The sequence below is a fragment of the Paenibacillus sp. FSL M7-0420 genome, from assembly GCF_038002345.1.
GTDB lineage: Bacteria > Bacillota > Bacilli > Paenibacillales > Paenibacillaceae > Paenibacillus_AQ.
Window position 1 is genome coordinate 3,885,939 of record NZ_JBBOCJ010000001.1, and the last position, 24,172, is coordinate 3,910,110.

The window sequence follows — 24,172 nt, forward strand, 5'->3', positions numbered from 1 at the left end:
CGTTCAGCCCTTAGGGCTGCTACATACAAAGGGATACAGCTCCGGTCTGTCCGGATGAATGCTGTATCCCTTTTGTATGCCTTCTATGAAGTTACCGGTGAGTTGCCGGGACGGGTATTCCCCTGCTGGCCGTCATCCAGCGGCAGAATGACGGTAACCTGAGTGCCCTTGCCCAGCTCACTGTCCATTTCCAGCTTGCCGTTATGAAGCTCTACGATCTGCTGGGAGATCGCCAGCCCCAGGCCCGTGCCTCCGTTCAGGGCATCGACCTGGAAGAAGCGGTCCCGTACTCTGGACAGATGCGCTTCACTAATGCCAATACCGCTGTCACGAACAGTAACCGCCATCTCCGTACCGGACAGGCGTTCCGCCGACAGCACGATGCTAGAATCCTCGGGCGAGAACTTCACCGCATTATCCACCAGATTGAGGAAGACCTGCTTCAGGCGGTTGGCATCCCCCTTGATGAAGATCGTCTCCTCACATTCCAGCAGCAGGTGAATCCGTTTCTTCTCGGCCTTAGCCCAGATATTGAGCAGCGTCTCCTGCAGCAGAACCTTAATATCCACCTGCCCCATCGACAGCTTCATTTCGTTCTGCTGCAGCTTCGAGAAGTCGAGGATTTCTTCCACCAGCCCGATCAGCCGGTCACTCTCCCTGGAGATAATTCCGACCCCAAGCTTAGTCTCTTCAGGGTCGTAGCCCCCAGAGACCAGCGTCTCGCTCCAGCCCTTGATGCTGGTCAGTGGAGTGCGCAGCTCATGGGAGATCGAGGAGATAAAATCATCCTTAATCTGATTGCTGCGGACAATCTCGTCCGCCATATAGTTCAGCGTTGAAGCAAGTGCCCCGATCTCATAACGGTAATCGCCTTTGATCCGGGTCGTGAACTTGCCCTTCGCCATCTGTGCTGACACTGCCGTAATATTATTCAGCGGACGCACAATCGAATTGGCCAGACCGAAGCTGAGCAGCAGCACGATGGTGAGGACTGCTGCACCGATGCCAAGGGAGAGCAGGGTCAAATTAAGCAGATCTTTATTTACGCCTTCCATGGAGGTCAGATACCGCAGAATATAAGTATCGTGAGCATTAATACGCACCATCTTGGATACGGCCATGACACTTTCATTGGTGCCGGCCTGCCGCCCCACCCAGCGTCCTGTACTGCCTCCCACCGCCTCTGGGACATCACTGGTGGTGATCGTCCGGTCCGGCTGAAACCCGGTGGAGCTCGTAATAATATCTCCTTTAAGCGTCAGGACCTCCAGCTCTGTATTTTCCAGATTGAACAATTCGAGTAACCCTTGCAACTGATTCGCTGATGCGCCGTTTAAATTTCCATATTTAACCATACTTTCGGCTGCACTAATCTGTGTAGTGATCTTGGTGTAGATGCTGTCGTAATAATACGTACGGATCGCCAGCAGAAAGGTTGTCTCAACCAGGAGAAGCGCTACAAAGACTACAAGAATATAGTGCAGTACGATCTGTCTGCGCATCCCCTTCTTGATCATTGTACCTGGCCTTTCCATTTATAGCCGTGTCCCCACACCGTCTGCAGGTATTCAGGCTCTGACGGATTGTTCTCGATTTTTTGGCGCAAGCGGCGGATATTGACGTCAACGATCTTAGGGTCCCCCATATATTCCTTGCCCCAGACATGATCGAGCAGGGAATCACGGCTGAGCGGCGTATTCTCCTTCTCCAGGAAGAACTGCACCAGCGAGAACTCTGTTGGCGTAAGCTCAATGGCTTCCCCGCTCCGCTTGAACTGCTTGGAGATCAGATCCAGGGTGAACGGACCCGACTGGAACGATACCTTGGCTGACTGCTCGCGGTGAACATTGACCCGGCGCAGCAGCGACTGGATACGGGCGATCAGCTCGGTTGGACTGAACGGCTTGCTGACATGGTCATCAGCCCCTACGGACAGCGCATAGACCTTGTCCTGCTCCTGTACCTTGGCCGTCAAGAAAATAATCCCCAGCCGTTCATTGGTCTCCCGGATGCGTCTGCATACCTCAAAGCCGTCGATGCCCGGTACCATCACATCCAGCAGGGCGATATCAATATCATGTATAGTAGTAAGCTTATGCAGCGCCTCATGGCCATCCGCCGCCTCCAGCACCTCAAAGCCGTTGCGCTTCAGATTAATAACAATAAAACTGCGGATAGACTCTTCGTCCTCCAGTATCAGTACTTTACTCATTGATTCCCTTCCTTTCAATAGAGGATTGAATTCGCCCGTCTCCTCCTCCGATTGTATTTTGTTCCAGTCCTCCCCGGTACCCGATCATTTTATCCAGATCGCGGCCGAGCAGCTTCCAGCCGTTGTTCTTCGCATTGTCCCATTCTGCTGGAGAGAAGAACGTTACTTCAGCGACGGTCTCTCCGGTATCCGTCATAATGAATTTGAGCGATTTGTTCTGAACCGACTTCGTGTCCACCGTCACTCGCTCCTGCCATTCGGGGGCGAAGTTAATCGTGAACCGGTCCAGCGGATCATTATAGAGCTGGGTACTGAAGGTCAGGCCGTCTTTCCCGTCCCAATTGTAATAGGAATTGAAATACGGAATGGTCTCCGGATCGAAATACTCCCAGCCCTTAGGGGGAACCAGCATCCCTATCTCAATAATTCCGTCCGAATCAATATCCTCGCTGACAATTTTGCGGTCCTTGAAGGTGCTGGCATCCCCTGGAATAGCGACACGAAGCTTGTTATTCTCCATTACAACCACTGTTGTATACGCTGAGTGAGAATCCACGGCAGAATCCAGTACAATACCTTCTTTATTCGCAGCAACTTTTCCTGAGACAATATTGTAATAATTATTGAAATAAGGGTCCAGGTCGTCCAGTTGATCCAGCACCTTGAAGCTGTCATTGTACTGGTAGGTAGTTATTGTAGCGAATTCATTACGCTTGAAATACACGACGGTAATATCCGCTATTCCATCCTCGTTCAGATCATCGATGATGTATTTGGTGTAAGGCTTGGTTAGAATCTCTTCCAGCACTCCCCCTGAATAACTGTAAACAACCATGCCCTTCACACCCTTATCTTCCGTGCGGGAATACCCGGCAATAATGTTGAGCTTACCGTCACCTGTTACATCCTTAAGCTCCACAGAATCCAGCTTGGTGCCGTCGCCATCGAATGTAAGCTTCTTGACCCAGGTATCCCCCTGCTTTTCCAGAATCATCCCGTGATTAACCACGGCTTCATTCTTAGTCTGGTAGAACACAAGCGTCTCCATCACACCATCCTGGTCCAGGTCCTCTGTAAAAATAGATCTGTTATCATCATTGGCCGGACGGGTCAAGGTGCCATCCAGTGCCTTCAATGAAGAATTAATCGCTGCCATCAGCGAAGCCTTGTCCGCAGGCAGCTGGGGCACCCTCATCTGGGATACCGGATCGCTGATGAAGGTGCAGCCGGGCAGGGTAAACAGCGACAGGGCGGCTGCGGCAAGTCCTCCCAGCACACGCATACGCATATTCAACTTCATTTACGCTCTCCTTACTGAACGCCTTGCCTTACTTCACAGATGCAGCCGCTCCTGTGAGGTCAGCCGGCGTCCTTTGACATCATGCTTAATTCTTCCGTCCTCCAGCACCCACAGACGGCTGGCATAACGCTCGGCCAGCTCGATCGGCAGCACCGTAAGCACGGTAAGGCCTGTCTCCTTGCACAGATTGCGGAGGGTCTCCAGCACATTCTCCGCAGTCTTGGGGTCAAGGCCTGTCACCGGCTCATCCGCCAGGATGACCTTGGCGCCGTGGACCAATGCCCGGGCAATGGCTACACGCTGACGTTCACCGCCGCTGAGCTGGCCGGATTTCAGCTTGGCCTTGTCCAGCAGGCCAAGCAGATCAAGCTGGTCCATCGCCCCCATATAATCATCTGAACGGACCATGCCTGTAGCCATTCGCCACAGCGGCGTCTGGGAGGCCTGTCCGATCAGCACATTCTTCAGTGCAGTGCGGTTCGGATTCAGCTCCGCATTCTGCTCCAGATAAGCCCATTCCCGGCGGATCTTACGTTTGCCGGCGAAGGGGCTCTTCATAATATCCTGCCCATCTACCCTGAAATTCCCTCTGTCCCACTTCTCACGCAGGGCAAGGCAGCGCAGCAGTGTGGATTTCCCGCTGCCGCTGGCTCCCAGCAGCGCTACAAACTCTCCCGGTTCTAATTGAAATCCAATATCCTGAAGCACCGGTGTTTTATCTTCCCCGACCGCTTTGGCCAAATGTTCAACTGTAATCATAGGTCAGCCTCTCCTGTCTTCGACTCTACTCTATAGTGTACTCTGAAAGCGGGATCAAATTCCATGCGAGCATTCGTTCTTATTCTACCTCATATCGCCTTCCGTGGCGAGAACAATAACCCTGCCAGCCCAAATACAATATACAGGCCGCCCATCACGGCAAACACACTGCCGCCCCAGCCGAATTGCAGCAGCAGCCCGCCGATGCCCGGACCCGCAATACTTCCCAGACTATAATGGAAGGAAGCGACTACATTGGCAGCGGGAAGCAGCTTGCGCGGCAGGATATCGGCGGCATAGCTTAATCCTAGTGAGAAAAAGGAGCCGACAAGTCCCCCGGCCGCCATCAGCACCAGCAGGGTGAGCAGGAAATGGTCGCCGGTAAGCGGCAGCAGTGTGAAGGCCAGGCCTCCTCCTGTCCCCGCAGCAATCAGGATGGCCTTGCGGCCATAACGGTCGCTCCATATGCCGAGCGGCAGCTGGAGCAGCAAGCCTCCAATGCCTGCAAAGGGCAGCAAAGCGGCAATCTGGTCTGCACTGAATCCGGTGCGCAGCCCGTATACCGGGAAGCTGCTGTTCAGGCTGGCTTCCATATAGCCGTATAGCAGCGCCGGAATCAGCGCATACCAAGCAAGCCGGTAGCTCCGGCCGAATCTGCTCGCCTGGCCTTCGCTGTGATCCATAGCTTCCGGCCGCGAGTCAGGCAGCTTGAAGCCCACAATCAGCAGCACGATTACGAACAGCAGGGCTGTAATCAGGAACGGTGCGGGCTGCCCGAACCGCAGCAGGCTGATGCCCAGCGGTCCGAGGCTGAAGCCCAGTCCGTAGGACATCCCGTAGAGAGACAGGTTCCGTCCACGGTGCTCCGCCGGTGTCATGAGCAGCACCCAGAGCTGCGCGGCATAATTCACCGCCGAATCGCCGATCCCGACCAGCACGCGGAGCACGAACCAGACCTTCACGCCGGTAAGCAGCGGGAACAGCAGGAGTGATACCAGCACCAGCGCGAGACCGGCGGCGATTAGCTTCTTGAAGCCGATGGCGCCAAGTACCCTTTCTGCAATCAGGGTCATGGCAAATGAGCCTACATACAAGGCGGCCGCGTTAAGTCCGTTCAGCGAGGACGATACGCCTTCCTGCTCCAGCAGAATAGATAAGACCGGCAGCAGCATCCCCTGGCTCAGCCCTGCCAGAATAATCACGGCAATCAAAATCGAATAATTCATTCTACCGCTCTGTCCATGCGGCATCGGTGTAGAATCTGACACAAATAAATCCTCCTATGTAATTCATTGATGTGCGAACCTGATGTCCATGCAGGCAAACACCGAACATTATAGTAGACAACCCTCTTCAAAACAAGAGATAATATATAGAAGTGACTGATTTTCTGGAGGTGACCCGGCTTAAATGAAGTATGAACTGAGCATTGATGTTTCCCCCGTATATGAACTGCTGGACAGTTTCATGTTATATGTAACCAAGAAATGGACCTCCAATCTGGACATCGGCACCGACTGGATCCGGGATGTGGATGGCCGCTTCACCCCCGCACAGCTGGCTGCACTGAAGCAGGCCGCCGAATGGCCGTTCGAAGATTATGATGTACTCTACGCCTGGGCCTACAGCCGGGGCGAGGCTTCCAAGGTGCTGCAGTTCCTGGCTGAGCTGGAGAGCTCGTCTCTGGAGGATTGCCTCCGGCGGACCGAGCCGTTCTTCCACAGCTTTACGGCCGAGGAATGCGCACGGATCAAGAACGGATACACGCCTCTTTTGCGGATATGGTATGAGCATTATTTCCGCCATGTGGAGCATACCCTGCTGCCGCTGCTGATTGAAGACGCCTCTGAGAAAAAAATGCTGGAGAGCAAAATGGACATGGTCCCGCTGATCGAATATGCTTCCGGCGGAATTGTCATTGAGGACATTCCCGGGCTGAAGACGATTGTGCTGCTGCCTACCGTGCATAACCGGCCGATCAACACGTATTGCTTCTACAAGAACCTGATGCTGGTGCAATATCCGGTAGATGTCCCTTCAGACAATGAGGAGGAGCCTCCAACGGTGCTGCTTCGTTTAACACAGGCTCTCTCTGATCCTACCCGGCTGAGACTGCTGCGCTTCGTAGCGAACGAACCGAAGACACTGTGGGAGATGCAGTCCGAGCTGAGCCTGTCCCGGGAGATGCTGATGCATCACCTGCTTAGTCTAAGAGTCGCCGGACTTCTGCGGGTCCATTTGCGCGGTGAAGGCACCGAACGCTACAGTATACGTCCTGACGGGGCCTCGGAGCTCCAGATGTTTCTGGAGTCCTACATCCGTATCTAACAGACCAACTTAGGAGTGAACCTCATGAAGTATTTGACCCAACAAGTGATCTTTGATCTCGACGATACCCTGGTGCATTGCAATAAGTATTTTGACCTTATCCTTGGACAGTATTTCGAGCTGATGTCTGACTGGTTCAGCGATTACCAGCCTACCATCGGCGAACTGCGCAGCAAGCAGGTGGAGATCGATGTCGAGACTGTTAGCACAAGCGGCCTGGCCAGCGACAATTTCCCGAAATCACTGATTGCCACCTACCGTTACTTCTGCAGCAAATATAACCGCAAGCCGGATGCCTTCGAGGAGCGGCAGCTGATGAAGCTGGGAATGAGTGTGTACGACCAGGAGGTGGAAGCTTATCCCGGCATGGTAGAGACGCTGGATACCCTCAAGCAGGACGGCCATTCCCTCTATCTCTATACCGGCGGCGACGACACCATCCAGCAGCGCAAAATCGCCCAAATGAAGCTTGACGCTTATTTCGATGACCGCATCTATATCCGCCAGCACAAAAATGTGGAGGCGCTTGAGAATATCCTGACCACCTATCCGTTCGACCGCAAAATCACCTGGATGATCGGCAACTCCCTGCGTACAGATGTACTGCCCGCGCTGACTGCCGGGATCAATAGTATCTACCTGAAGCAGCCGAATGAGTGGCTCTACAATCTGATTGAGCTGGAACGGGAGATGCAGCAGTCCGTCATGACCATCTCTGCCATTCACGAGGTGCCTCCGGTGATCCGCACCGCTGCGCTGCGGGAGCATCACGGCTGATTGACATGCATCATCAGAATCGGGCAATTGTTACAAATGGCATAGGCAGCCTGCCGCCGGTATGATTATACTATTTGAGTAGATTTTCACATCGTGCAGGAGGCCGGCCATGAATAACAAAGCTAACCGTTCCAGGAATACCCCGAATCACGGGCGTCTGCTCCCTATGCTGCTTGCAGTGATTGCCGTGCTGCTGATCGCCCTTCTTGCCTTCTTCCTTACGCAGGGCAAATCGTCCGGCACTGAGGCGCTCGATAATCTCCCCAACTACACCGATGTGAAGGGCAAGATCGTGGTGGACGGGCTGAAATACGAGAAGCAGCCGCATCTGGGCAGCGAATCCGCCAAGGTGAAGGTGATTGAATTCGCCGATTTCAAATGCCCTGCCTGCAAAAATTGGACCGCCTCCTACCTGGATACGTTCATCAAAGACTACGTAGACAGCGGGAAAGTCCAGTTCTACTTCATGAACTTCGCCTTCATTGACCGGGACTCTTATCTGGCCGCAAGTGCCGGGGAAGCTATCTATCAGCAGAATAATGAGAAGTTCTGGGAGTATCTCCACAAGCTCTACGAGAGCCAGGGTGATGAGAGCAAGATCTGGGCAACCCAGAAGTTCATCCTTAAGTTCGTGAAGGACAATATTGCAGGGATTGACCAAGAGCGTTTCGAGCAGGATCTGAAGAACCATACGTATATGTACGATGTAAAAGAGGACTTCAAAATCGCCGGAGCCTACGGCGTCAACGGCACACCGAAATTCATGGTGAACGGCGTCCTGCTGCCGGATTCCTCCTATGAAGGCTTAAGTGCCGCCATTGAAGCAGCTTTGAATGAATCCCCGTAATCTTGCTTGCAGGTGAAGCTCATCATCCTATAACAAAGCGCCCCGCCATGAAAATTTGGCCGGGGCGCTTTTGGTATTTAGGAATTATGATTCCACGGCCAGCTGGCCGGTATCCCTATTCTGCAGCACCAGCTTGCCTTCAAGCGGCGCGCCGTCTTCATCTGTCAGCTTCAGCTTCCCGGTTCGTCCCTTCTCAATCAGGGCCTTCACCTGGGTGTCGGTGAGCGTGCGTCCGTGATTCTCCTTCCAGATCACGAAGGCGCAGCCCTCCTTATAATGGGAACAGCCGTAGCCCTTGCGGCCCATGAAGATCATACCGCCGCAGCCGGGACGCGGGCAGCTGCCGATAACCTTCGGCCCGGTATCCCCGCTCTTCCCGGCCGCGGCAGACACCGCGCTGCGCGGTTTGGCCGTTGCCGGCTTGCGTTCAGCCGCTTTGGATTCGGCGGGCTTGCGCGACCCAGCAGCCGGGCTGCGGCCCTTGCCGCCGCTGTTCAGCGAAGGTGTATCCCCTTCGAAGGAGGTCTTGGCGGCGCGCGACTGCACGCGGACCTTGTCCACAATCATCGAAGCGAACCGCTTGACGTTCTCCATGAATTGTCCGTCCGCTGCGGTGCCGCGGGCAATTTCATTGAGGCGGCGCTCCCACTGCCCGGTCATTTCCGGAGAGGTCAGCAGCTCCACGCCTGCCCCGCGGATCAGTTCAACCGCCGTCCGCCCCTTTTGGGTGATGGCGATCTTTTTCCCCTGCATCTCCACATAGCCGACATTCTTCAGCCGTTCAATCGTGGCCGCCCGGGTGGCCGGAGTGCCCAGCCCTGAATCCTTCATGGCATCGCGCAGCTCTTCGTCCTCAATCTGCTTGCCTGCGCTCTCCATCGCCTTCAGCAAGGTCCCTTCCGTGTAATGCTTTGGTGGCTGGGTATCCTTCTCCTTCACAATGGCATCGCTGCAGAGCACTTCCCCGTCTGCCTGAACCGAGAACGGCTCGTTCACCTCAAGCTCTTCTTCCTCCTCATCCTCCTTGCCTTTGCCCTTGGCCGGTTTGGACTTGTCCTTCTTCTGGTCTGCGTAGATCACCTTCCAGCCGAGGCTGAGCAGCTCCTTGACCGTAGTCTTGAACTTCTCGCTTTCCACTTCGGTCATCACCGTATGCACCTTATATTCCGCTGCCGGATAGAACTGGGAGAGGAAGCGGCGGACAATCAGATCGTAGAGCTTGGCCTCGTCTGCACTCAGTCCGTTCGCCTTACGGTTCGTAGGCAGAATCGCATGGTGATCCTCCACCTTGGACGGATTACAGATAAACTTATTGCCTTTATGAACCAGGTTACGGTTCGCACCCTTCACCCAATCGTCGTACTGCGTGCCCTGAAGGGCCGACAGCGTCTTGTGCATTTCAGGAATATTCTGCTCCGTGACATAGTTAGAGTTAGTACGCGGGTACGAGATTACCTTATGCTTCTCATACAGCGCCTGGGCGATGTCCAGTGTCTTCTTGGCGGAGAAGGCATATTTCCCGTTCGCCTCACGCTGCAGCAGCGTCAGATCGTACAGCTTGTTCGGATATTCCTTGGTCTCTTTGACCTCATAGAGAATAATCCGGGCGGGCTTGCCTTTGACCTTGGCCGCAAGCGCCTCTGCCTTCGCACCCTCCGTTAACCGGTCGCCCTGCCACATTCCCTTATACGTCAGCTCATTCTGGGTGAAATGTCCTTCCACCTCAAAGAACTTCAGCGAGGAGAATGCTTCAATGGTCTTCTGACGGTCATAGATCAGCGCCAGCACCGGGGTCTGCACCCGGCCTACAGAGAGCAGTACATTATGCTTGGTGGTAAAAGCGCGCGAGCCGTTCATTCCGATCAGCCAGTCCGCCTCGCTGCGCGCCCGGGCCGCTTTGGTCAGATTCTCGTATTCCGATCCGTCCTTCAGCTCCTGGAAGCCCTTGCGGATCGTCTCCGGCGTCAGATCGGAGATCCACAGCCGCTTCACCGGCTGGTTCAGCTCCAGGTAGCGCTGGATCAGCGAGAAAATATGCTGGCCCTCACGCCCGGCATCACAGGAGTTCACCAGCAGATCGCTGCGCTTCGCCAGTTCCCCGATCACCTTCAGCTGATCCATGGTGCGTGCATTGGGCAGCAGCTTGAACTCCTCGGGGATGATCGGCAGATCATTAATGTTCCATTTTTTATATTTATTGTCGTAGGCTTCGGGCTCTGCCAGGCCAATCAGATGGCCGATCGCCCAGGTGATGATGTACTGCTCCCCTTCCAGATAGGAACGGTAGTTTTTGGCCTTCGGTTCTATTGCGGCGGCGATATTCCGCCCCATGTCCGGTTTCTCCGCAATAATGAGTGTCTTCAACAATAATCGCTCCTTACCCTCGGTTCATTACAAAAGTTGTCCAGTAGTCTATTATACCATTCCTGGACCCCAAAATCCGCTGCTCATTATTGAGGCCTGCCGCTTAAGGGCGAAATACCGCCATCAGAATGAGCAGCGCCCCGATGATCAGGCTGAACAGCTCAAGCACATCTCCCCTGGACCAGTGCTTGCGGAAAAATACGATTGCAGGCTGGGCAAGCCCCGCGATCACATACAGAACAGCCAGCAGCAGACCAAAGGAAAGTATGGTGAAGACGGGCGCATTACTCTGCGGTCCCCCCAGGAAGGTAATCAACACAATAAGCACGGTCAGAAAATACAGAATACACCGGAAGAAGATAATCCACGGCCCGGACTTTGCGGGTGCAGATGCAACCGGGACTTGCTGTTCCCTGGCCCGCTCATCCAGTAGACGGCGGATCTCCTCAGGATGCTCCTTACGCATTTTCTGCATCTGTCTGGCATTGTCAAGCCTGCGCCTCAGGCGTCCAAACATGCATTTTCCTCCTCTCCAAGGCGGCAATTCATGCGGTATTCCCCTATTTTACCAGAGCTTCAATTCAAGCAAAAGCAGTATCCGGTACGGACCTCAGACTGCTTACGCGCAGCACGGCCTCTCCAATATCAATTACTTCCTTGTTACCCGTTCTGCGGTCCATGTATTCAACCCTCTGCTCAGCGGCCAGCTTGCCGACCACCAGCGCAACCGGTATACCGATCAGTCCGGCATCCTTGAATTTGACCCCGGCCCGCTCATCGCGGTCGTCCAGCAGGGTATCGATGCCCAGGGCGGTCAGCCGTGCATACAGGGCTTCGGCCAGCTCACGCTGCGCTGTATCTTTGACCGACATCAGAAGAATATGAACTGTATATGGAGCCAGACCCGGCGGCCAGATCAGCCCCTGGTCATCGTTGTTCTGCTCAGCCACTGCAGCCAGCAAGCGGGAGATTCCGATGCCGTAGCAGCCCATTACCATAGACCGGGTGCGGCCGTCTGCATCCAAATAATCTGCCCCCAGCTTCTCACTGTAGACCGTGCCCAGCTTGAAGACATGCCCAACCTCGATGCCCTGCTGGAAATCCAGCTCGCCTTCGCCACACTGCGGACATCTGTCGCCGGTAACCGCATTACGGAAATCCCCCACCTGCGTCAGCGGAAAGTCCCGGCCGGGCACCACTCCACGCAGATGGTAATCCTCTTCCCCCGCGCCTGTGACTGCTTCTGTCATGGCTGCAACAGCAGCATCCACCAGGATAGGCACGGACAATCCGGCAGGACCGACATAACCGCTTCCGGTTCCGGCAGCCTCCTGCACATGCTCAGCATCAGCCAGCGTAATGTCACCGCAGCCGAGGTACTTTTGCACCTTCAGCTCATTCACCTCATGATCTCCACGGACCAGCACAGCAACGGTCTTGCCTCCGCCCGTGTAGATTAATGTCTTGATGATCTCCTGCGGTCTGAGCTGACTCTCCTGCTCCAGCTGCTGAATAGTCTTCTGGGCAGGCGTATGGAATCGCTCAGGGGCAGGCCGTCCGGCACAATCTTGTATATGCGTTACGGCCCCGCTCTGCACTTCCGCCTGCTCCAGATTTGCGGCATATCCGCACAGGGAGCACACAGCTATCTTATCCTCACCTATCTCTGACAGGGCCATGAATTCATGATTCTGGCCTTTGCCGCCAATCGCTCCGGCATTCGCCTGCACCGCCCGGTACTTCAGGCCGCAGCGGTCAAAGATCCGCTCATAAGCGCTGTACATCACCTGATAGGCCAGATCCAGGCCCTCCCAGTCGGTATCAAACGAATAGGCATCCTTCATCAGGAACTCCCTGCCCCGCAGAAGCCCTGAGCGCGGACGACGTTCATCCCGGAACTTCGTCTGAATCTGATAGACAGTCACCGGCAGCCGCCGGTAAGAGCTGATCTCTGCGCGCATTAGCGCTGTAACCACTTCCTCATGGGTCGGACCCAGCACGAACTCACGGTCGTGACGGTCCCGGAGCTTCATCAGCTCTTTGCCGTACACCTCATAACGTTCCGATTCTCTCCAGAGCTCTGCCGGCTGCATCGAAGGCATGAGAACCTCCTGCGCACCGGTGGACTCCATCTCCTGGCGCACGATCTGCTCCATCCTGCGCAGCACCCGCCGTCCGAGCGGCAAATAGGTGTATACCCCGGCGGCCACCTGCCGGATATATCCGGCACGCAGCAGCAGCTGGTGGCTCCTTGTCTCAGCTTCGGCAGGAGCTTCGCGCAGAGTGGTAACTAATAGATTGGTTTGACGCATACAGATCAGCCTCTTTCGTCGAAAAGTGTGTACAGCTCCGGAACATTTCGCTGCCATAATGAGAACGCAAAAAAGACGCATCCGTCAGGGACGAATGCGCCGTGTTACCACCCTGTTTTAACCCCAAGACTATCCAAGCCTGCGGTCCTCTAATCCGGATAACGGCCGGTTCCGGCAGACTTATACCCCTCTTCAGCATAAGCTGCAGCTTCCAAGGCAGGATTGGTGTCTTACGCACTCGGGGGATCTTTCAGCCGGTGAATCCCCTCTCTGCTTCCGGCGCTTACGGATACCAGGTCCTTGGTCAACGCTGTTACGTTATAAATGTTGGTTCTTAATCTATATGATATTTCAGGCCGCGTCAAGCGGACGATAAATAGATTGTGAATGCAATTAATTATTTTGCAACAAATATCTTCAGATATGAACAGAATGTGTCGATAAACCGAATAGGAGTTGAGGTATTTAGAGAGAAACGGCTAGCTACCAGCCGATTTCCATGTACCAGAGGGGGAACCGTTCCAATGTTCAAGTCAGTCAACCGCTTCACCGGCAAGCTCAGATCACGATCACTGCAAAGACAAATGATGATGCTGTTCACCATTATGCTGGTGATCCCGATCCTCTTGGTCAGTTATTTCTCCTATTCCAGTGCGAAACGGGAATTGGAGCTTAAGATGCAGAAAGCCACGCATTCCAGTGTCGATCTGGTCGCCGGGACCATCCAAGAATATGTATCCGCTGCTATGCGGAATGTAGATTTGCTCAGCCGCCAGATTGAGTCTTCCGGGCTCGATGTGAAGGCTCCCGCAACACGTGAACTCATCGATGAGTTCATGAAGGCACATCCCGAGCTGGAGATTCTTACGGCGGGTAACGAACAAGGTGCCTGGATGAAGGCCCCGGACCCCGGCAAACAGGATTATGATCCGCGTACACGGGACTGGTATAAGGCGTCCATGCAGAATGCCGGTACCACTACAATCATTGATCCCTTTGTCTCCGCAACAACCGGCAATTATACGCTGTTCATCTCCCATTCACTGGAGGATGGCAAAGGAGCTGTGACCACAAGCCTCAATCTCAAGGCAATGAGTGAAAGAATCCATACCACCCATCCAGGTGAGACCGGCTACTTCTACATTGTGGACCGTAATGATAAATTCGTCTCTTATCCGGGCAAAGCAGCAGGTGAAGATGTAGCAGATTATATAGTGAAAATGCTGGCAAACGACAGCGGGGACCTGCACTATACCAATCCGGACACGGAGATGGAGATGCAGGGTTATTATACAACGGATCCGAGTACAGGGTTCAAAATTGTCGGCATCCTGCCTACCCAAGAATTCTCGGATGCCTCACAGCCCATTATCTATACAGGACTGATGGTTCTGGCTGTTGCCCTGCTTGTCGCCCTAACCCTGATGTATCTGATTGTCCGCTCCATCACGAAGCCGATCCGCAGCCTGAACCGTTCGGCACAGCGGGTAAGCGAAGGCTATCTGAATGAGCAGATTCAGATGAACCGGGTAGATGAGATCGGTCAGCTGGCACAGAATTACAACCTGATGGTAGGCTCTCTGCGCGGCATCGTCTCGGATATTTCGGAAACCTCGGGACAACTCGCTGCCTCCAGCCAGCAATTAAATGCCACAACCGAAGAGAACTCCAGAGCCACCGCTTACGTGGCTGAACTGGTGCAGGACTCCTCCGAGGGTGCGCAGACACAGACCTCGGCCATGGCAGAGACCTCGCGCGCGATGGAGGAAATGTCCTCCGGTATTCAAAGGATCGCCGAAGCCGCCGCCTCCATCGTCGATTCTTCCGCAAGCACTGAAGCAGATGTGCGCAGCGGCAGCCGGAAGATGGAACAGGTCAGCCAGCAAATGGATGCCATCCGGACCTCTACCCACCACTCTTCGCAGCTGATCGGGCAATTAAACGGCCTGAACGATGAGGTGTCCGTGATGAGCAGTGCGATTACGGCGATCGCCGTACAGACGAATCTCCTATCGCTGAACGCCGGCATTGAAGCGGCCCGGGCCGGAGAACAGGGCCGGGGCTTCGCCGTCGTGGCTGCTGAGGTGCGGAAGCTGGCCGATCAATCCAAGAATACCGCCGGAGATATTCAAGATACCCTCCAGCAGATGACCCGGTTGATCGACCAGACCTATGAAGCGATCCGGCATACCGTCGCAGCTGATGTTGAGCTGGGTATTCAGGTCACCGCCGAAGCCAAGGAATCCTTCAACAGCATTGAACAGTCTACAGCCAAAATCAACAGCCAGCTGCATGACATCTCGGCTATTACCGAGCAGATGTCAGCGGGAGCGCAGGAGGTCGCCGCTTCCGTTCACGAGATCTCCGGTATCTCCCGTTCTACTTCTGACGCCTTCCAGAGTGTAACGGCAGCTACACAGGAACAACTCGCTTCCATGGAAGAGATCTCCGCCTCCTCTACGGAGCTGTCCAGGATGGCGGGCGATCTGCAGCTTAAGATTGAACGGTTCAAGCTGGAAGACTAGCTCCCGTGATCTTTTGGGCATTGAAGGCCATTCAATGGTATAGCAGCATAATAAGAGCATAATAAAAAGCCGTCTCTCAGCATTGCTGAAGGACGGCTTTTTCGTACATATAGAATTAAGCAAGTACAGTCGAACCCATCAGGTATTTATCCACTTCACGCGCTGCTTCGCGTCCCTCGTTGATAGCCCATACCACCAGACTCTGTCCGCGGCGCATATCTCCGGCTGCGAATACTTTATCCACATTCGTGTTGAATTTGCCATAACGGGCCTTCACATTGGTACGGCGGTCCGTATCCAGCTTAAGCTCCTCAATGATATCCTGCTCCGGTCCGTCGAAGCCAATCGCAATCAGTGCCAGCTGGGCCGGATAGACAGCCTCGGTGCCCGGAACCGGCTGGTAGATCTTCCGTCCGGTCTCATCCACCATACGGCGGATCTGCACGGTGTGCAGCTCCTTCAGGTTGCCTTCATCATCACCGACAAATTTCGTCGTCATGATCGAGAACTCGCGCGGATCTTCACCGAAGACCGCCTTGGCTTCCTGCTGGGCATAATCCAGCGTATAGACATTCGGGAATTGCGGCCAAGGGTTGGCAATCGGATCACGCGTAAGCGGCGCTTTGTCATGCGTGCCGAATTGGGTAATGCTGTTGCAGCCATGGCGCAGGGAGGTCGCGACACAGTCAGAGCCGGTGTCGCCTCCGCCAAGTACGATGACATCCTTGCCTGCGGCGGATACGTAATTGCCATCCTCCAGATTGGAATTCAGATAGCTTTTGATCGTGCCGTTCAGGTAATCCATGGCATACATAACCCCTTTGAGGTCATGACCCTCCACATTGAAGCGTCTTGCCTTGGTCGCGCCGCCGCAGAGAACAACGGCATCATATTCATCCACCAGCTGCTGCGCCGGAATGTCTTTGCCAATCTCAGTGTTAACCACGAACTCGATACCTTCTGCAGCCAGCAGATCGACGCGGCGCTGTACGACACGTTTGTCCAGCTTCATCGTCGGAATGCCGTACATCAGAAGGCCGCCGATCCGGTCACTGCGCTCGAAGACCGTTACCGTGTGACCCGCCTTATTCAGCTGCGCTGCTGCGGCCAGTCCTGCCGGACCGGAGCCGACAATGGCGATCCGTTTGCCTGTACGCTTCTCCGGCGGACTCGGGACTACCCAGCCCTCTTCAAAGCCCTTGTCCACAATGGCCAGCTCGATCGTCTTAATCGTAACAGGCTGTCCAATCAGACCGACGGTACAGGAGCCCTCGCAAGGTGCAGGACAGATGCTGCCGGTGAATTCAGGGAAGTTATTCGTCTTGTGCAGGCGCTCCAGCGCTTCCTTCCACAAGCCCCGGTAGACCAGGTTATTCCACTCCGGAATCAGGTTATGCACGGGACAGCCTGAAGTACCGCCGCTCATATCCATGCCAGTGTGGCAATACGGTGTGCCGCAATCCATACAACGGGCACCCTGGGTCCGAAGCTCGTCCTCGGTCAGATGCTCGTGGAATTCTTCCCAATCCTTCACGCGCTGCTCGGGATCGCGGTCCCCTGGGAGCTGGCGCTTATACTCCATAAATCCAGTAGGTGTAGACATATATACGTTTCCCCCATCCGTTCTCTTCGTGTTGATGTATAGTACACCATTTCTAATTTTAATTATATTAGCATTCAATACTTTCGCACTGTAATGGACTAATCTGCTGATTATTTGTACTATTTCACATCTTGTGTCAGAGAAAACGCTTCATTGTCACTCCTTGCGGTCGTACACCATAAAACGATAATCATACGGATTCTGCTCATTCTTGAGTCCCGGTGTATTGGAAACTTCCTTCCACTGGCTCCAGTCTACCTCAGGGAATCTCGTATCGCCTTCAATCTCCGCCTCTATCCGTGTAACACGCAGCTTGTCGGCATACGGCAGCATCAAGCTATAGATCTCGGCTCCGCCGATCACCATCAGCTCATCCTCCTTGCGCCCCTCAGCCAGCGCCTCAGCCAGCGTATGGATGACCTCAGCCCCTTCGGGTGCGAAGCTCTTATCGCGGGTCAGAATCAGGCTGGTACGGCCCTTCAGCGGCTTGCTGCCCAGCGACTCCCAGGTTTTTCGGCCCATCAGCATCCGCTTGCCGAGTGTCTCTGCTTTGAAATAAGCGAAATCCAGCGGCAAATGCCAGGGCATGTCATTATTTTTGCCAATTACGCCATTTGAGGCCATCGCCCATATCATGGTAATACTCATATAGCAACCGGTGCCTTGATTCCCGGATGATAGACATAGTCGGTAAATTCAAAATCCTCAAAGGTATAATCAAAAATACTGTCCGGTACTCTGCGGATGTTAAGCTTCGGCAGCGCATAAGGCTCCCGTGCAAGCTGTGTAGCCACTTGTTCCATATGATTTGTATATATATGCACATCTCCGCCGGACCAGATGAATTCTCCGACCTCAAGCCCCGTCTGCTGGGCCACCATATGGGTAAGCAGCGCGTAGCTGGCAATGTTAAACGGAAGCCCAAGGAACGTATCCACCGAACGCATCGTAAGCATGCAGGAGAGCTTGCCGCCCGCTACATAGAACTGAAACACGAAATGGCAGGGCGGAAGCTTCATCTGCTCAATCTCGCCTACATTCCACGCACTGACGATATGACGCCGCGAATCGGGATTATGCTTAATCGACTCAATTACTTTCGCAATCTGATCGATATGCTGCCCGTCCTTGCTCTCCCAGGCCCGCCACTGCGAACCGTATACCGGTCCCAGCTCCCCGTTCTCATCGGCCCATTCATCCCAGATCGAGACGCCATTCTCCTTCAGATACGTTGTATTGGTATCCCCTTTGAGGAACCATAGAAGCTCATGTACCACCGACTTCAGATGAATGCGCTTGGTGGTCACCAGCGGGAAGCCCTTCGACAGATCGAAGCGGAGCTGACGCCCGAAGACGGACACTGTACCTGTACCTGTCCGGTCGCTCTTAGCTGTACCGTTGTCGAGAATATCCTGCAATAAATCCAAGTAGTTACGCAAGCCGTATCACACCCCACTCTCTTTTTTCTTCTATCAGTTTACCATGAGCTGACGGTCGTTGTAACTTCCCTAACGATAAAAAAACGCAAAAAAACAAACATTTATCTACCCGAATTGGCCTGACTGCCAGCTATTTCCGAACGTTCATGACAGAGACTTCAGGCATTATCTAAAAGAGGATGTTCCCTGACCATCTGCATGGCTTCGGAAACATCCTCTTATATTCTTACCGCATAAGCTTAAGCGGTTATTATTTCATTACGTGGATCGGGTGGCCTTCTACCAGCTCAGCCGCTTCCATAACGATCTCGCCAAGGGTTGGATGCGCATGGATGGTCAGTGCGATATCTTCAAGCGTTGCGCCCATTTCAATCGCCAGACCCAGCTCAGCGATCAGGTTGGAAGCTTCGATACCGACGATTTGTGCGCCAAGCACCTGATTGTTGTCGCTCTTCGCTACAATCTTGATGAAGCCTTCAGGAGCATTCAGGGACACGGCACGGCCGTTGCCTGCGAACGGGAACTTGCCGGCTTTCACCGCATAGCCCTTATCCTTAGCTTCCTTCTCGGTCAGACCTACGCTGGAGCATTCAGGATCTGTGAAGACTACAGCCGGCATTACCTTGTAATCCACAACCGATTTGTGTCCGGCAATGGCTTCCGCAGCAATCTTACCTTCGTAAGAAGCTTTGTGCGCCAGGGCAAGACCCGGAACGATATCGCCGATTGCGAAAATGTTAGGAATGTTAGTCCGTCCCTGATGGTCTACCTTCACCAGACCGCGGTCATCCAGCTCAACGCCGATCAGATCCAGGCCCAGCTCGCCATCAGTATTCGGACGGCGTCCTACGGTTACCAGCAGGTATTCAGCAGTCACTTCTTTGGACTCTCCGCCTACGGAGTACTTCACAGTAACTTCCTTATCGTTCTGAACCGCAGATTCCGCTTTGGCGTTAGTCACAATTTCAATGCCGGTCTTAGCCATATTCTTGGCAACCAGACGGGTCATGTCTTTGTCGAAGCCAGGCAGAACAGTATCCAGACCTTCAATGATGGTAACCTTGGTGCCGAATTTGGAGTACATCTGACCCAGCTCCGCACCAATGTAGCCGCCGCCGATAACGATCATGCTCTTAGGGATTTCAGGCAGATCCAGCGCTTCCGTGGAGGACAGGATGCGTCCGCCGAACGGGAATGGCTTCAGTTCAATCGGACGGGAGCCCGTTGCGATAATGCAGTTATTGAACTTATAGCGCGGGGATTCATGATCATTGAACAGACGGGCTTCGTTTGTGCTGATGAACATAGCTTCTCCGCTGAATACCTCGATCTTGTTGCCCTTCATCAGGCTCGTAACGCCGGAAGTCATTTTCTTGACTACGCCGTTCTTGAAGGCCTGAGTCTTGGACCAGTCCACCTTGACGTTCTCGGCAGTAACACCGAATACTTCACCGTGCTGGGCAGCCTCGAATTGATGTGCGGCCGAGATCAGGGCCTTGGAAGGAATACAGCCGCGGTTCAAGCATACGCCGCCGAGTTCCGATTTATCTACAATGATTACCTTCTGGCCGAGCTGGGCGGCACGGATTGCCGCCACATACCCGCCGGGACCTGCACCAATTACCAATGTGTCGATTTCGATTGAAGCGTCTCCGACTACCATTAATTACACCTCCATAACTAACATATCAGGATTTGCAAGCAGGGTCTTAATGTAATTCATGAAATTCTGTGCTGTTGCGCCGTCAATAATCCGGTGGTCAAAGCTCAGGGACAGAGCCATTACAGGTGCTGCTACGATTTCGCCGTTCTTCACAACAGGCTTCTCAGTGATACGTCCGGTTCCGAGAATAGCAACTTCAGGGAAGTTGATAATCGGAGTGAAGAACATACCGCCGGCAGAGCCGATGTTGCTGATCGAGATCGTGCTGCCCTTCATTTCATTCGGAGCCAGCTTGCCGTCGCGTCCGCGTACAGCCAGATCTGTAATCGCGCTTGCGATCATCCAGATACTCTTACGGTCAGCGTCCTTGATGACAGGAACGATCAGGCCGTTGTCTGTATCTGTAGCAATACCGATGTTGTAGTACTTCTTGTAGACAATTTCGTTCGTAGCTTCGTCAATCATCGCGTTAAGCGCAGGGAACTGACGGGAAGCGGCCACGAGTGCCTTCACGATGAACGGAAGATAAGTAACCTTCACGCCCTTCTTCTCTGCTACCGGCTTCATGCGGGCACGGAAGGCTACAAGCTCCGTAACATCCACTTCGTCCATAATGGTAACATGCGGTGCAGTGTAAGCCGATTTAACCATAGCATTGGCAATCGCTTTACGGATACCCTTGAATGGCACGCGTTCTTCTTCCAGGTTAGCATTGCCGGAAGCGGAAGCTGCTGGTGCAGCTGCTGCCTTAGCTTTTGGCGCTTCTGCTGCTGCCGGTGCAGATGCTGCAGGAGCCGCTGCTGCTGGTGCTGCAGAGCCGCCCTTCAGGAAGGCTTCCACATCTTCAAGTGTGATCTTACCGTTCTTGCCGGAGCCGTTCACCTTGGAGATATCTACGCTCTTGTCACGGGCATATTTACGCACGCTTGGTGTTGCCAGCACTTCACGGTCAGGAGCTGGAGCTGCCGCTGCTGCCGGTGCAGTACCTTGGGAAGGAGCTGCTGCCTGGGCACCGGATGCTTCAGCGTGGCCGCCCTCCTGCTGAGGAACATCGCCTTCTGCAGCAATGATAGCCACAACTTCACCTACACGGCAGATCTGGCCGTCTTTGGTGAACACTTCGACTACAGTACCGTTGACTGGGGAAGGAACTTCCACCACCGCTTTATCATTCTGAACTTCCATAATGATATCGTCGTCGGTGATTTTGTCTCCAACCTTGATGTGCATCTTGATGATTTCCCCTTCATGCAGGCCTTCGCCCAGTTCAGGGAACTTGTATTCGAAGTTCGTTGCTCCGCCAGTAGCCGGGCTGCTGGTTGCCGGAGAAGAAGTAGTATCCGCTCCGCCCTTGGCTGCATCAGCTTCCTGGGAAGCCTGCTCTGCCGGATGGCCACCCTCTTGCTCAGGGATGTCGCCTTCTGCATCAATAATGGCTACAACTTCCCCTACACGGCATACTTGGCCGTCCTTGGTGAAGACTTCAAGCACTGTGCCGTTGACCGGACAAGGAACCTCTACTACCGCCTTGTCGTTCTGAACTTCCATTACGATATCGTCATCGGTTACTTTGTCGCCGGCTTTGATATGCATTTTGATAATTTCGCCTTCATGCAGACCTTCGCCCAGCTCAGGGAACCGGTACTCAAATTTTGCCACCTTGATAACCTCCTATAAATTATGTTGAGTTATTCCAACAGCTCTGTTTGGTAGAAGACAGAAACGGCTGCCGCCCTTTATACAAGGACGGCAAGGTCGTTACTTCCTAGAATTCCATGACTTTCTTAACTGCCGTGATGACACGTGCAGGGGTAGGAATCCAAGTATCTTCGATTTGAGCAAACGGGAAAATTGTATCTGGACCTGCTACACGAAGCACAGGGGCTTCCAGGTGCAGCAAAGCTTTTTCATTAATCTGGGCAATAACCTCAGCGGCTACGCCGGAGCTCTTCTGAGCTTCTTGCACAACAATCGCACGGTTAGTCTTCTTGATGGAAGCCACAATGGTGTCGATATCAATCGGGCTAACGGTACGAAGGTCGATAATTTCGACTTTGATGCCTTCTTTTTCGAGCTGGTCGGCCGCTTTGGTCGCTGTATGTACCATTAGACCGTAGGTAATGATAGATACATCCGTACCTTCGCGAACTACATTCGCTTTGCCGAGTTCAACGGTATATTCACCTTCAGGCACCTCTGCACGGAAAGCATGGTACAGGTTCAAGTGCTCCATGAAGAATACAGGGTCATTGTCGCGGATCGAAGCAATCAGCAGTCCCTTCGCATCGTATGGGTTAGAAGGAATAACTACCTTGATACCAGGACTCTGGGCAATCAGGCCTTCCAGGGAATCGGTATGCAGCTCGGCTGCCTTAACGCCGCCGCCGAATGGAGTGCGGAAGACTACAGGAGCATTGTACTTGCCCCCGGAACGCCAGCGCAGACGCGCTGCCTGAATAACGATCTGATCAAGCGCTTCGAAGATGAACCCTACGAACTGGATCTCAGCGATCGGGCGGAAGCCCTGCACGCCAAGACCGAAAGCCAAACCGCCAATGGCGGACTCTGCCAGCGGTGTATCGAATACGCGCTCCTCGCCAAATTCCTTCTGCAGCCCTTCCGTTACACGGAATACGCCGCCAACATTACCAACGTCTTCTCCGAAGATAAGAACATTGGGGTCACGAGTCAGTTCAACGCGCATTGCGTCACGAATTGCTTCTTTCATATTCATCTGTGCCATTGCCTGATATCCCCCTTATTCAAAATCGGCTTTTTGTTCTTCAAGATGTTTCGGAGTTACCTCGAACATGCTGTCGATCAAGCCGGGAATGGTCATTTTTTCGGTCTGTTCTGCTTTCTTAATCTGCTCGTTAACCGTTGCTTTCGCTTCTTCTCTTACGCGCAGAGTGTCCTCTTCTGTCCAGAGGCCTTTCTTCTCCAGGTACTTGGCGAGACGGGCAATCGGATCTTTCTCATTCCATTGACCTTCTTCTTCCTTCGTACGGTACTTACTGGCATCATCGGACAGGGAATGCGGACGGAAACGGTAGGTTACCGCTTCGATCAGTGTGGCGCCTTCGCCTTTGCGGGCACGTTCAGCAGCCTGCTGTACAGCAGAGATTACTGCAAAGACGTCCATACCGTCGATCTTGATTCCGGGAATCCCTGCGGCAACCGCCTTGTGGGCAATGGATTTCGCTGCTGTCTGCTTCGAGAACGGAGTAGTGATGGCATAGCCGTTGTTCTGAACGAAGAAGATCACCGGCAGCTTATATACTCCTGCATAGTTAAGGCCTTCGTAGAAGTCGCCTTCAGACGAACCGCCGTCACCGGTATATGTGATTGCAACGTTCTGCTGTTTCTTCAATTTGAAGCCCATAGCAATACCGGTAGCATGAAGGATCTGTGCTCCGATAATGATCTGAGGCATCAGTACATTCACGCCATCAGGAATCTGTCCGCCATGCTGATGTCCGCGGGAATACAGGAACGCCTGATATAACGGAAGGCCATGCCATACGAGCTGTGGAATATCACGGTAGCCCGGGCAGACGAAATCTTCCTTCTGCAAAGCGTACTCGCTGCCGATCATTGTAGCTTCCTGTCCGGATACCGGAGCGTAGAAGCCTAGACGGCCTTGACGGCCCAAGTTAACAGCACGGTCATCCCAGGTACGGGTAAATACCATACGGTACATAATTTCTTTCAGTTGGTCATCAGTAAGGTCAGGCATCATTTCCTTGTTGATAATTTCTCCATCCGGGGAAAGAACCGTAAGGGCTTCAACGTCCTCTGTATACACTTCATAAGGAACTCTAGTCATTATCTTCACCTCAATAAAAAAATTTGAATATCAGTGGTCTCTGTTATAGAATTATTATACACCTGTTGTATCTGTTTCGTCAAAGAAATACGCATAAAATTTATGTTTCCATAAATTTTGTATGTATAACAGGCGTTCAAATATCCTATAACAGATTAAAGGATATTTATCAAGTAAATGATATATCCCACATTTGCCGCTTGGCTAATTTTAACGC

Annotated in this window: 19 protein-coding genes; 4 read left to right on the plus strand and 15 right to left on the minus strand. The window is 53.4% G+C overall.

The genetic code is table 11. From position 1 onward, the window contains the following. Positions 1–83 precede the first annotated feature (83 nt). The 5 genes from MKX51_RS16440 to MKX51_RS16460 all read right to left on the minus strand — a co-directional run bounded on the left by MKX51_RS16440 (position 84) and on the right by MKX51_RS16460 (position 5,521). On the minus strand, positions 84–1,517 hold the full coding sequence (locus MKX51_RS16440; protein WP_340995628.1) for a sensor histidine kinase: 1,434 nt from the start codon (positions 1,515–1,517) through the stop codon (positions 84–86). Next, positions 1,514–2,212: a response regulator transcription factor gene (locus tag MKX51_RS16445; RefSeq protein ID WP_036695433.1), complete on the minus strand. Its 699-nt coding sequence runs from the start codon at positions 2,210–2,212 to the stop codon at positions 1,514–1,516. The genes MKX51_RS16440 and MKX51_RS16445 overlap by 4 nt, the downstream gene beginning before the upstream one ends. Then, on the minus strand, positions 2,205–3,512 hold the full coding sequence (locus MKX51_RS16450) for a hypothetical protein (RefSeq protein WP_340993178.1): 1,308 nt from the start codon (positions 3,510–3,512) through the stop codon (positions 2,205–2,207). The genes MKX51_RS16445 and MKX51_RS16450 overlap by 8 nt, the downstream gene beginning before the upstream one ends. A 33-nt stretch (positions 3,513–3,545) precedes the next feature. Continuing rightward, entirely contained in the window at positions 3,546–4,271 is a 726-nt protein-coding gene (locus tag MKX51_RS16455) for a phosphonate ABC transporter ATP-binding protein (RefSeq protein ID WP_036726471.1), read from the minus strand. 89 nt (positions 4,272–4,360) lie between these two features. Continuing rightward, positions 4,361–5,521 (minus strand): MFS transporter, encoded by a 1,161-nt coding sequence (locus MKX51_RS16460; RefSeq protein WP_340995630.1) that lies wholly within the window; start codon positions 5,519–5,521, stop codon positions 4,361–4,363. A 160-nt stretch (positions 5,522–5,681) separates the two neighbouring features. On the opposite strand from MKX51_RS16460, the gene MKX51_RS16465 reads away from it, so the two are divergent. From MKX51_RS16465 to MKX51_RS16475, 3 genes are all read left to right on the plus strand, one after another. Further along, positions 5,682–6,599 carry an ArsR/SmtB family transcription factor gene (locus MKX51_RS16465; RefSeq protein ID WP_340993179.1) on the plus strand — a complete coding sequence of 306 codons (918 nt, stop codon included), beginning with the start codon at positions 5,682–5,684 and terminating at the stop codon, positions 6,597–6,599. Between the two features lie 24 nt (positions 6,600–6,623). Continuing rightward, positions 6,624–7,376, plus strand: coding sequence for an HAD family hydrolase (locus MKX51_RS16470; RefSeq protein WP_340940318.1), 753 nt, complete (start codon positions 6,624–6,626; stop codon positions 7,374–7,376). A 109-nt stretch (positions 7,377–7,485) separates the two neighbouring features. Continuing rightward, positions 7,486–8,223, plus strand: a complete 738-nt coding sequence (locus MKX51_RS16475; RefSeq protein WP_209873688.1) for a DsbA family protein — start codon at positions 7,486–7,488, stop codon at positions 8,221–8,223. Between the two features lie 84 nt (positions 8,224–8,307). On the opposite strand, the gene MKX51_RS16480 is transcribed toward MKX51_RS16475, so the two are convergent. The 3 genes from MKX51_RS16480 to MKX51_RS16490 all read right to left on the minus strand — a co-directional run bounded on the left by MKX51_RS16480 (position 8,308) and on the right by MKX51_RS16490 (position 12,899). Continuing rightward, positions 8,308–10,587, minus strand: coding sequence for a type IA DNA topoisomerase (locus tag MKX51_RS16480; RefSeq protein ID WP_340993180.1), 2,280 nt, complete (start codon positions 10,585–10,587; stop codon positions 8,308–8,310). A gap of 103 nt (positions 10,588–10,690) precedes the next feature. Continuing rightward, positions 10,691–11,104 carry a hypothetical protein gene (locus MKX51_RS16485; RefSeq protein WP_340993181.1) on the minus strand — a complete coding sequence of 138 codons (414 nt, stop codon included), beginning with the start codon at positions 11,102–11,104 and terminating at the stop codon, positions 10,691–10,693. A gap of 64 nt (positions 11,105–11,168) precedes the next feature. Continuing rightward, positions 11,169–12,899: a proline--tRNA ligase gene (locus tag MKX51_RS16490; RefSeq protein WP_340993182.1), complete on the minus strand. Its 1,731-nt coding sequence runs from the start codon at positions 12,897–12,899 to the stop codon at positions 11,169–11,171. A gap of 524 nt (positions 12,900–13,423) precedes the next feature. On the opposite strand from MKX51_RS16490, the gene MKX51_RS16495 reads away from it, so the two are divergent. Next, positions 13,424–15,424, plus strand: coding sequence for a methyl-accepting chemotaxis protein (locus MKX51_RS16495; RefSeq protein ID WP_340993183.1), 2,001 nt, complete (start codon positions 13,424–13,426; stop codon positions 15,422–15,424). 115 nt (positions 15,425–15,539) lie between these two features. Here MKX51_RS16495 and MKX51_RS16500 read toward each other — a convergent pair whose 3' ends face one another. The 7 genes from MKX51_RS16500 to pdhA all read right to left on the minus strand — a co-directional run bounded on the left by MKX51_RS16500 (position 15,540) and on the right by pdhA (position 23,955). Continuing rightward, positions 15,540–17,027, minus strand: a complete 1,488-nt coding sequence (locus MKX51_RS16500; protein WP_340940310.1) for a glutamate synthase subunit beta — start codon at positions 17,025–17,027, stop codon at positions 15,540–15,542. 156 nt (positions 17,028–17,183) lie between these two features. Continuing rightward, complete coding sequence (locus MKX51_RS16505; protein WP_339309993.1) at positions 17,184–17,675, minus strand: dihydrofolate reductase; 492 nt, start codon at positions 17,673–17,675, stop codon at positions 17,184–17,186. Continuing rightward, the gene (gene thyA / locus MKX51_RS16510; protein WP_340993184.1) at positions 17,672–18,466 is read right to left on the minus strand and encodes a thymidylate synthase; all 795 of its coding nucleotides are present in this window, start codon (positions 18,464–18,466) and stop codon (positions 17,672–17,674) included. The genes MKX51_RS16505 and thyA overlap by 4 nt, the downstream gene beginning before the upstream one ends. A gap of 250 nt (positions 18,467–18,716) precedes the next feature. Beyond that, a complete protein-coding gene (gene lpdA / locus MKX51_RS16515; RefSeq protein ID WP_076079331.1) occupies positions 18,717–20,129 on the minus strand; it encodes a dihydrolipoyl dehydrogenase in 1,413 nt (470 codons plus the stop codon). A gap of 3 nt (positions 20,130–20,132) precedes the next feature. Continuing rightward, on the minus strand, positions 20,133–21,788 hold the full coding sequence (locus tag MKX51_RS16520) for a 2-oxo acid dehydrogenase subunit E2 (RefSeq protein ID WP_340993186.1): 1,656 nt from the start codon (positions 21,786–21,788) through the stop codon (positions 20,133–20,135). 106 nt (positions 21,789–21,894) lie between these two features. Beyond that, complete coding sequence (locus tag MKX51_RS16525; RefSeq protein WP_036726449.1) at positions 21,895–22,872, minus strand: alpha-ketoacid dehydrogenase subunit beta; 978 nt, start codon at positions 22,870–22,872, stop codon at positions 21,895–21,897. A gap of 15 nt (positions 22,873–22,887) precedes the next feature. Then, positions 22,888–23,955 (minus strand): pyruvate dehydrogenase (acetyl-transferring) E1 component subunit alpha, encoded by a 1,068-nt coding sequence (gene pdhA / locus MKX51_RS16530; RefSeq protein WP_340753349.1) that lies wholly within the window; start codon positions 23,953–23,955, stop codon positions 22,888–22,890. Between the last annotated feature and the right edge of the window lie 217 nt (positions 23,956–24,172).

Bases quoted from the DNA above. Each gene is read 5' to 3' on its own strand.
- MKX51_RS16440 (WP_340995628.1), bottom strand. From the start codon at position 1,517: ATGATCAAGAAGGGGATGCGCAGACAGATCGTACTGCACTATATTCTT.
- MKX51_RS16525 (WP_036726449.1), bottom strand. From the start codon at position 22,872: ATGGCACAGATGAATATGAAAGAAGCAATTCGTGACGCAATGCGCGTT.
- MKX51_RS16495 (WP_340993183.1), top strand. From the start codon at position 13,424: ATGTTCAAGTCAGTCAACCGCTTCACCGGCAAGCTCAGATCACGATCA.
- MKX51_RS16505 (WP_339309993.1), bottom strand. From the start codon at position 17,675: ATGAGTATTACCATGATATGGGCGATGGCCTCAAATGGCGTAATTGGC.
- MKX51_RS16455 (WP_036726471.1), bottom strand. From the start codon at position 4,271: ATGATTACAGTTGAACATTTGGCCAAAGCGGTCGGGGAAGATAAAACA.
- lpdA (WP_076079331.1), bottom strand. From the start codon at position 20,129: ATGGTAGTCGGAGACGCTTCAATCGAAATCGACACATTGGTAATTGGT.
- MKX51_RS16445 (WP_036695433.1), bottom strand. From the start codon at position 2,212: ATGAGTAAAGTACTGATACTGGAGGACGAAGAGTCTATCCGCAGTTTT.
- MKX51_RS16490 (WP_340993182.1), bottom strand. From the start codon at position 12,899: ATGCGTCAAACCAATCTATTAGTTACCACTCTGCGCGAAGCTCCTGCC.
- MKX51_RS16460 (WP_340995630.1), bottom strand. From the start codon at position 5,521: ATGCCGCATGGACAGAGCGGTAGAATGAATTATTCGATTTTGATTGCC.
- MKX51_RS16500 (WP_340940310.1), bottom strand. From the start codon at position 17,027: ATGTCTACACCTACTGGATTTATGGAGTATAAGCGCCAGCTCCCAGGG.
- MKX51_RS16475 (WP_209873688.1), top strand. From the start codon at position 7,486: ATGAATAACAAAGCTAACCGTTCCAGGAATACCCCGAATCACGGGCGT.
- MKX51_RS16485 (WP_340993181.1), bottom strand. From the start codon at position 11,104: ATGTTTGGACGCCTGAGGCGCAGGCTTGACAATGCCAGACAGATGCAG.
- MKX51_RS16465 (WP_340993179.1), top strand. From the start codon at position 5,682: ATGAAGTATGAACTGAGCATTGATGTTTCCCCCGTATATGAACTGCTG.
- pdhA (WP_340753349.1), bottom strand. From the start codon at position 23,955: ATGACTAGAGTTCCTTATGAAGTGTATACAGAGGACGTTGAAGCCCTT.
- MKX51_RS16450 (WP_340993178.1), bottom strand. From the start codon at position 3,512: ATGAAGTTGAATATGCGTATGCGTGTGCTGGGAGGACTTGCCGCAGCC.
- MKX51_RS16470 (WP_340940318.1), top strand. From the start codon at position 6,624: ATGAAGTATTTGACCCAACAAGTGATCTTTGATCTCGACGATACCCTG.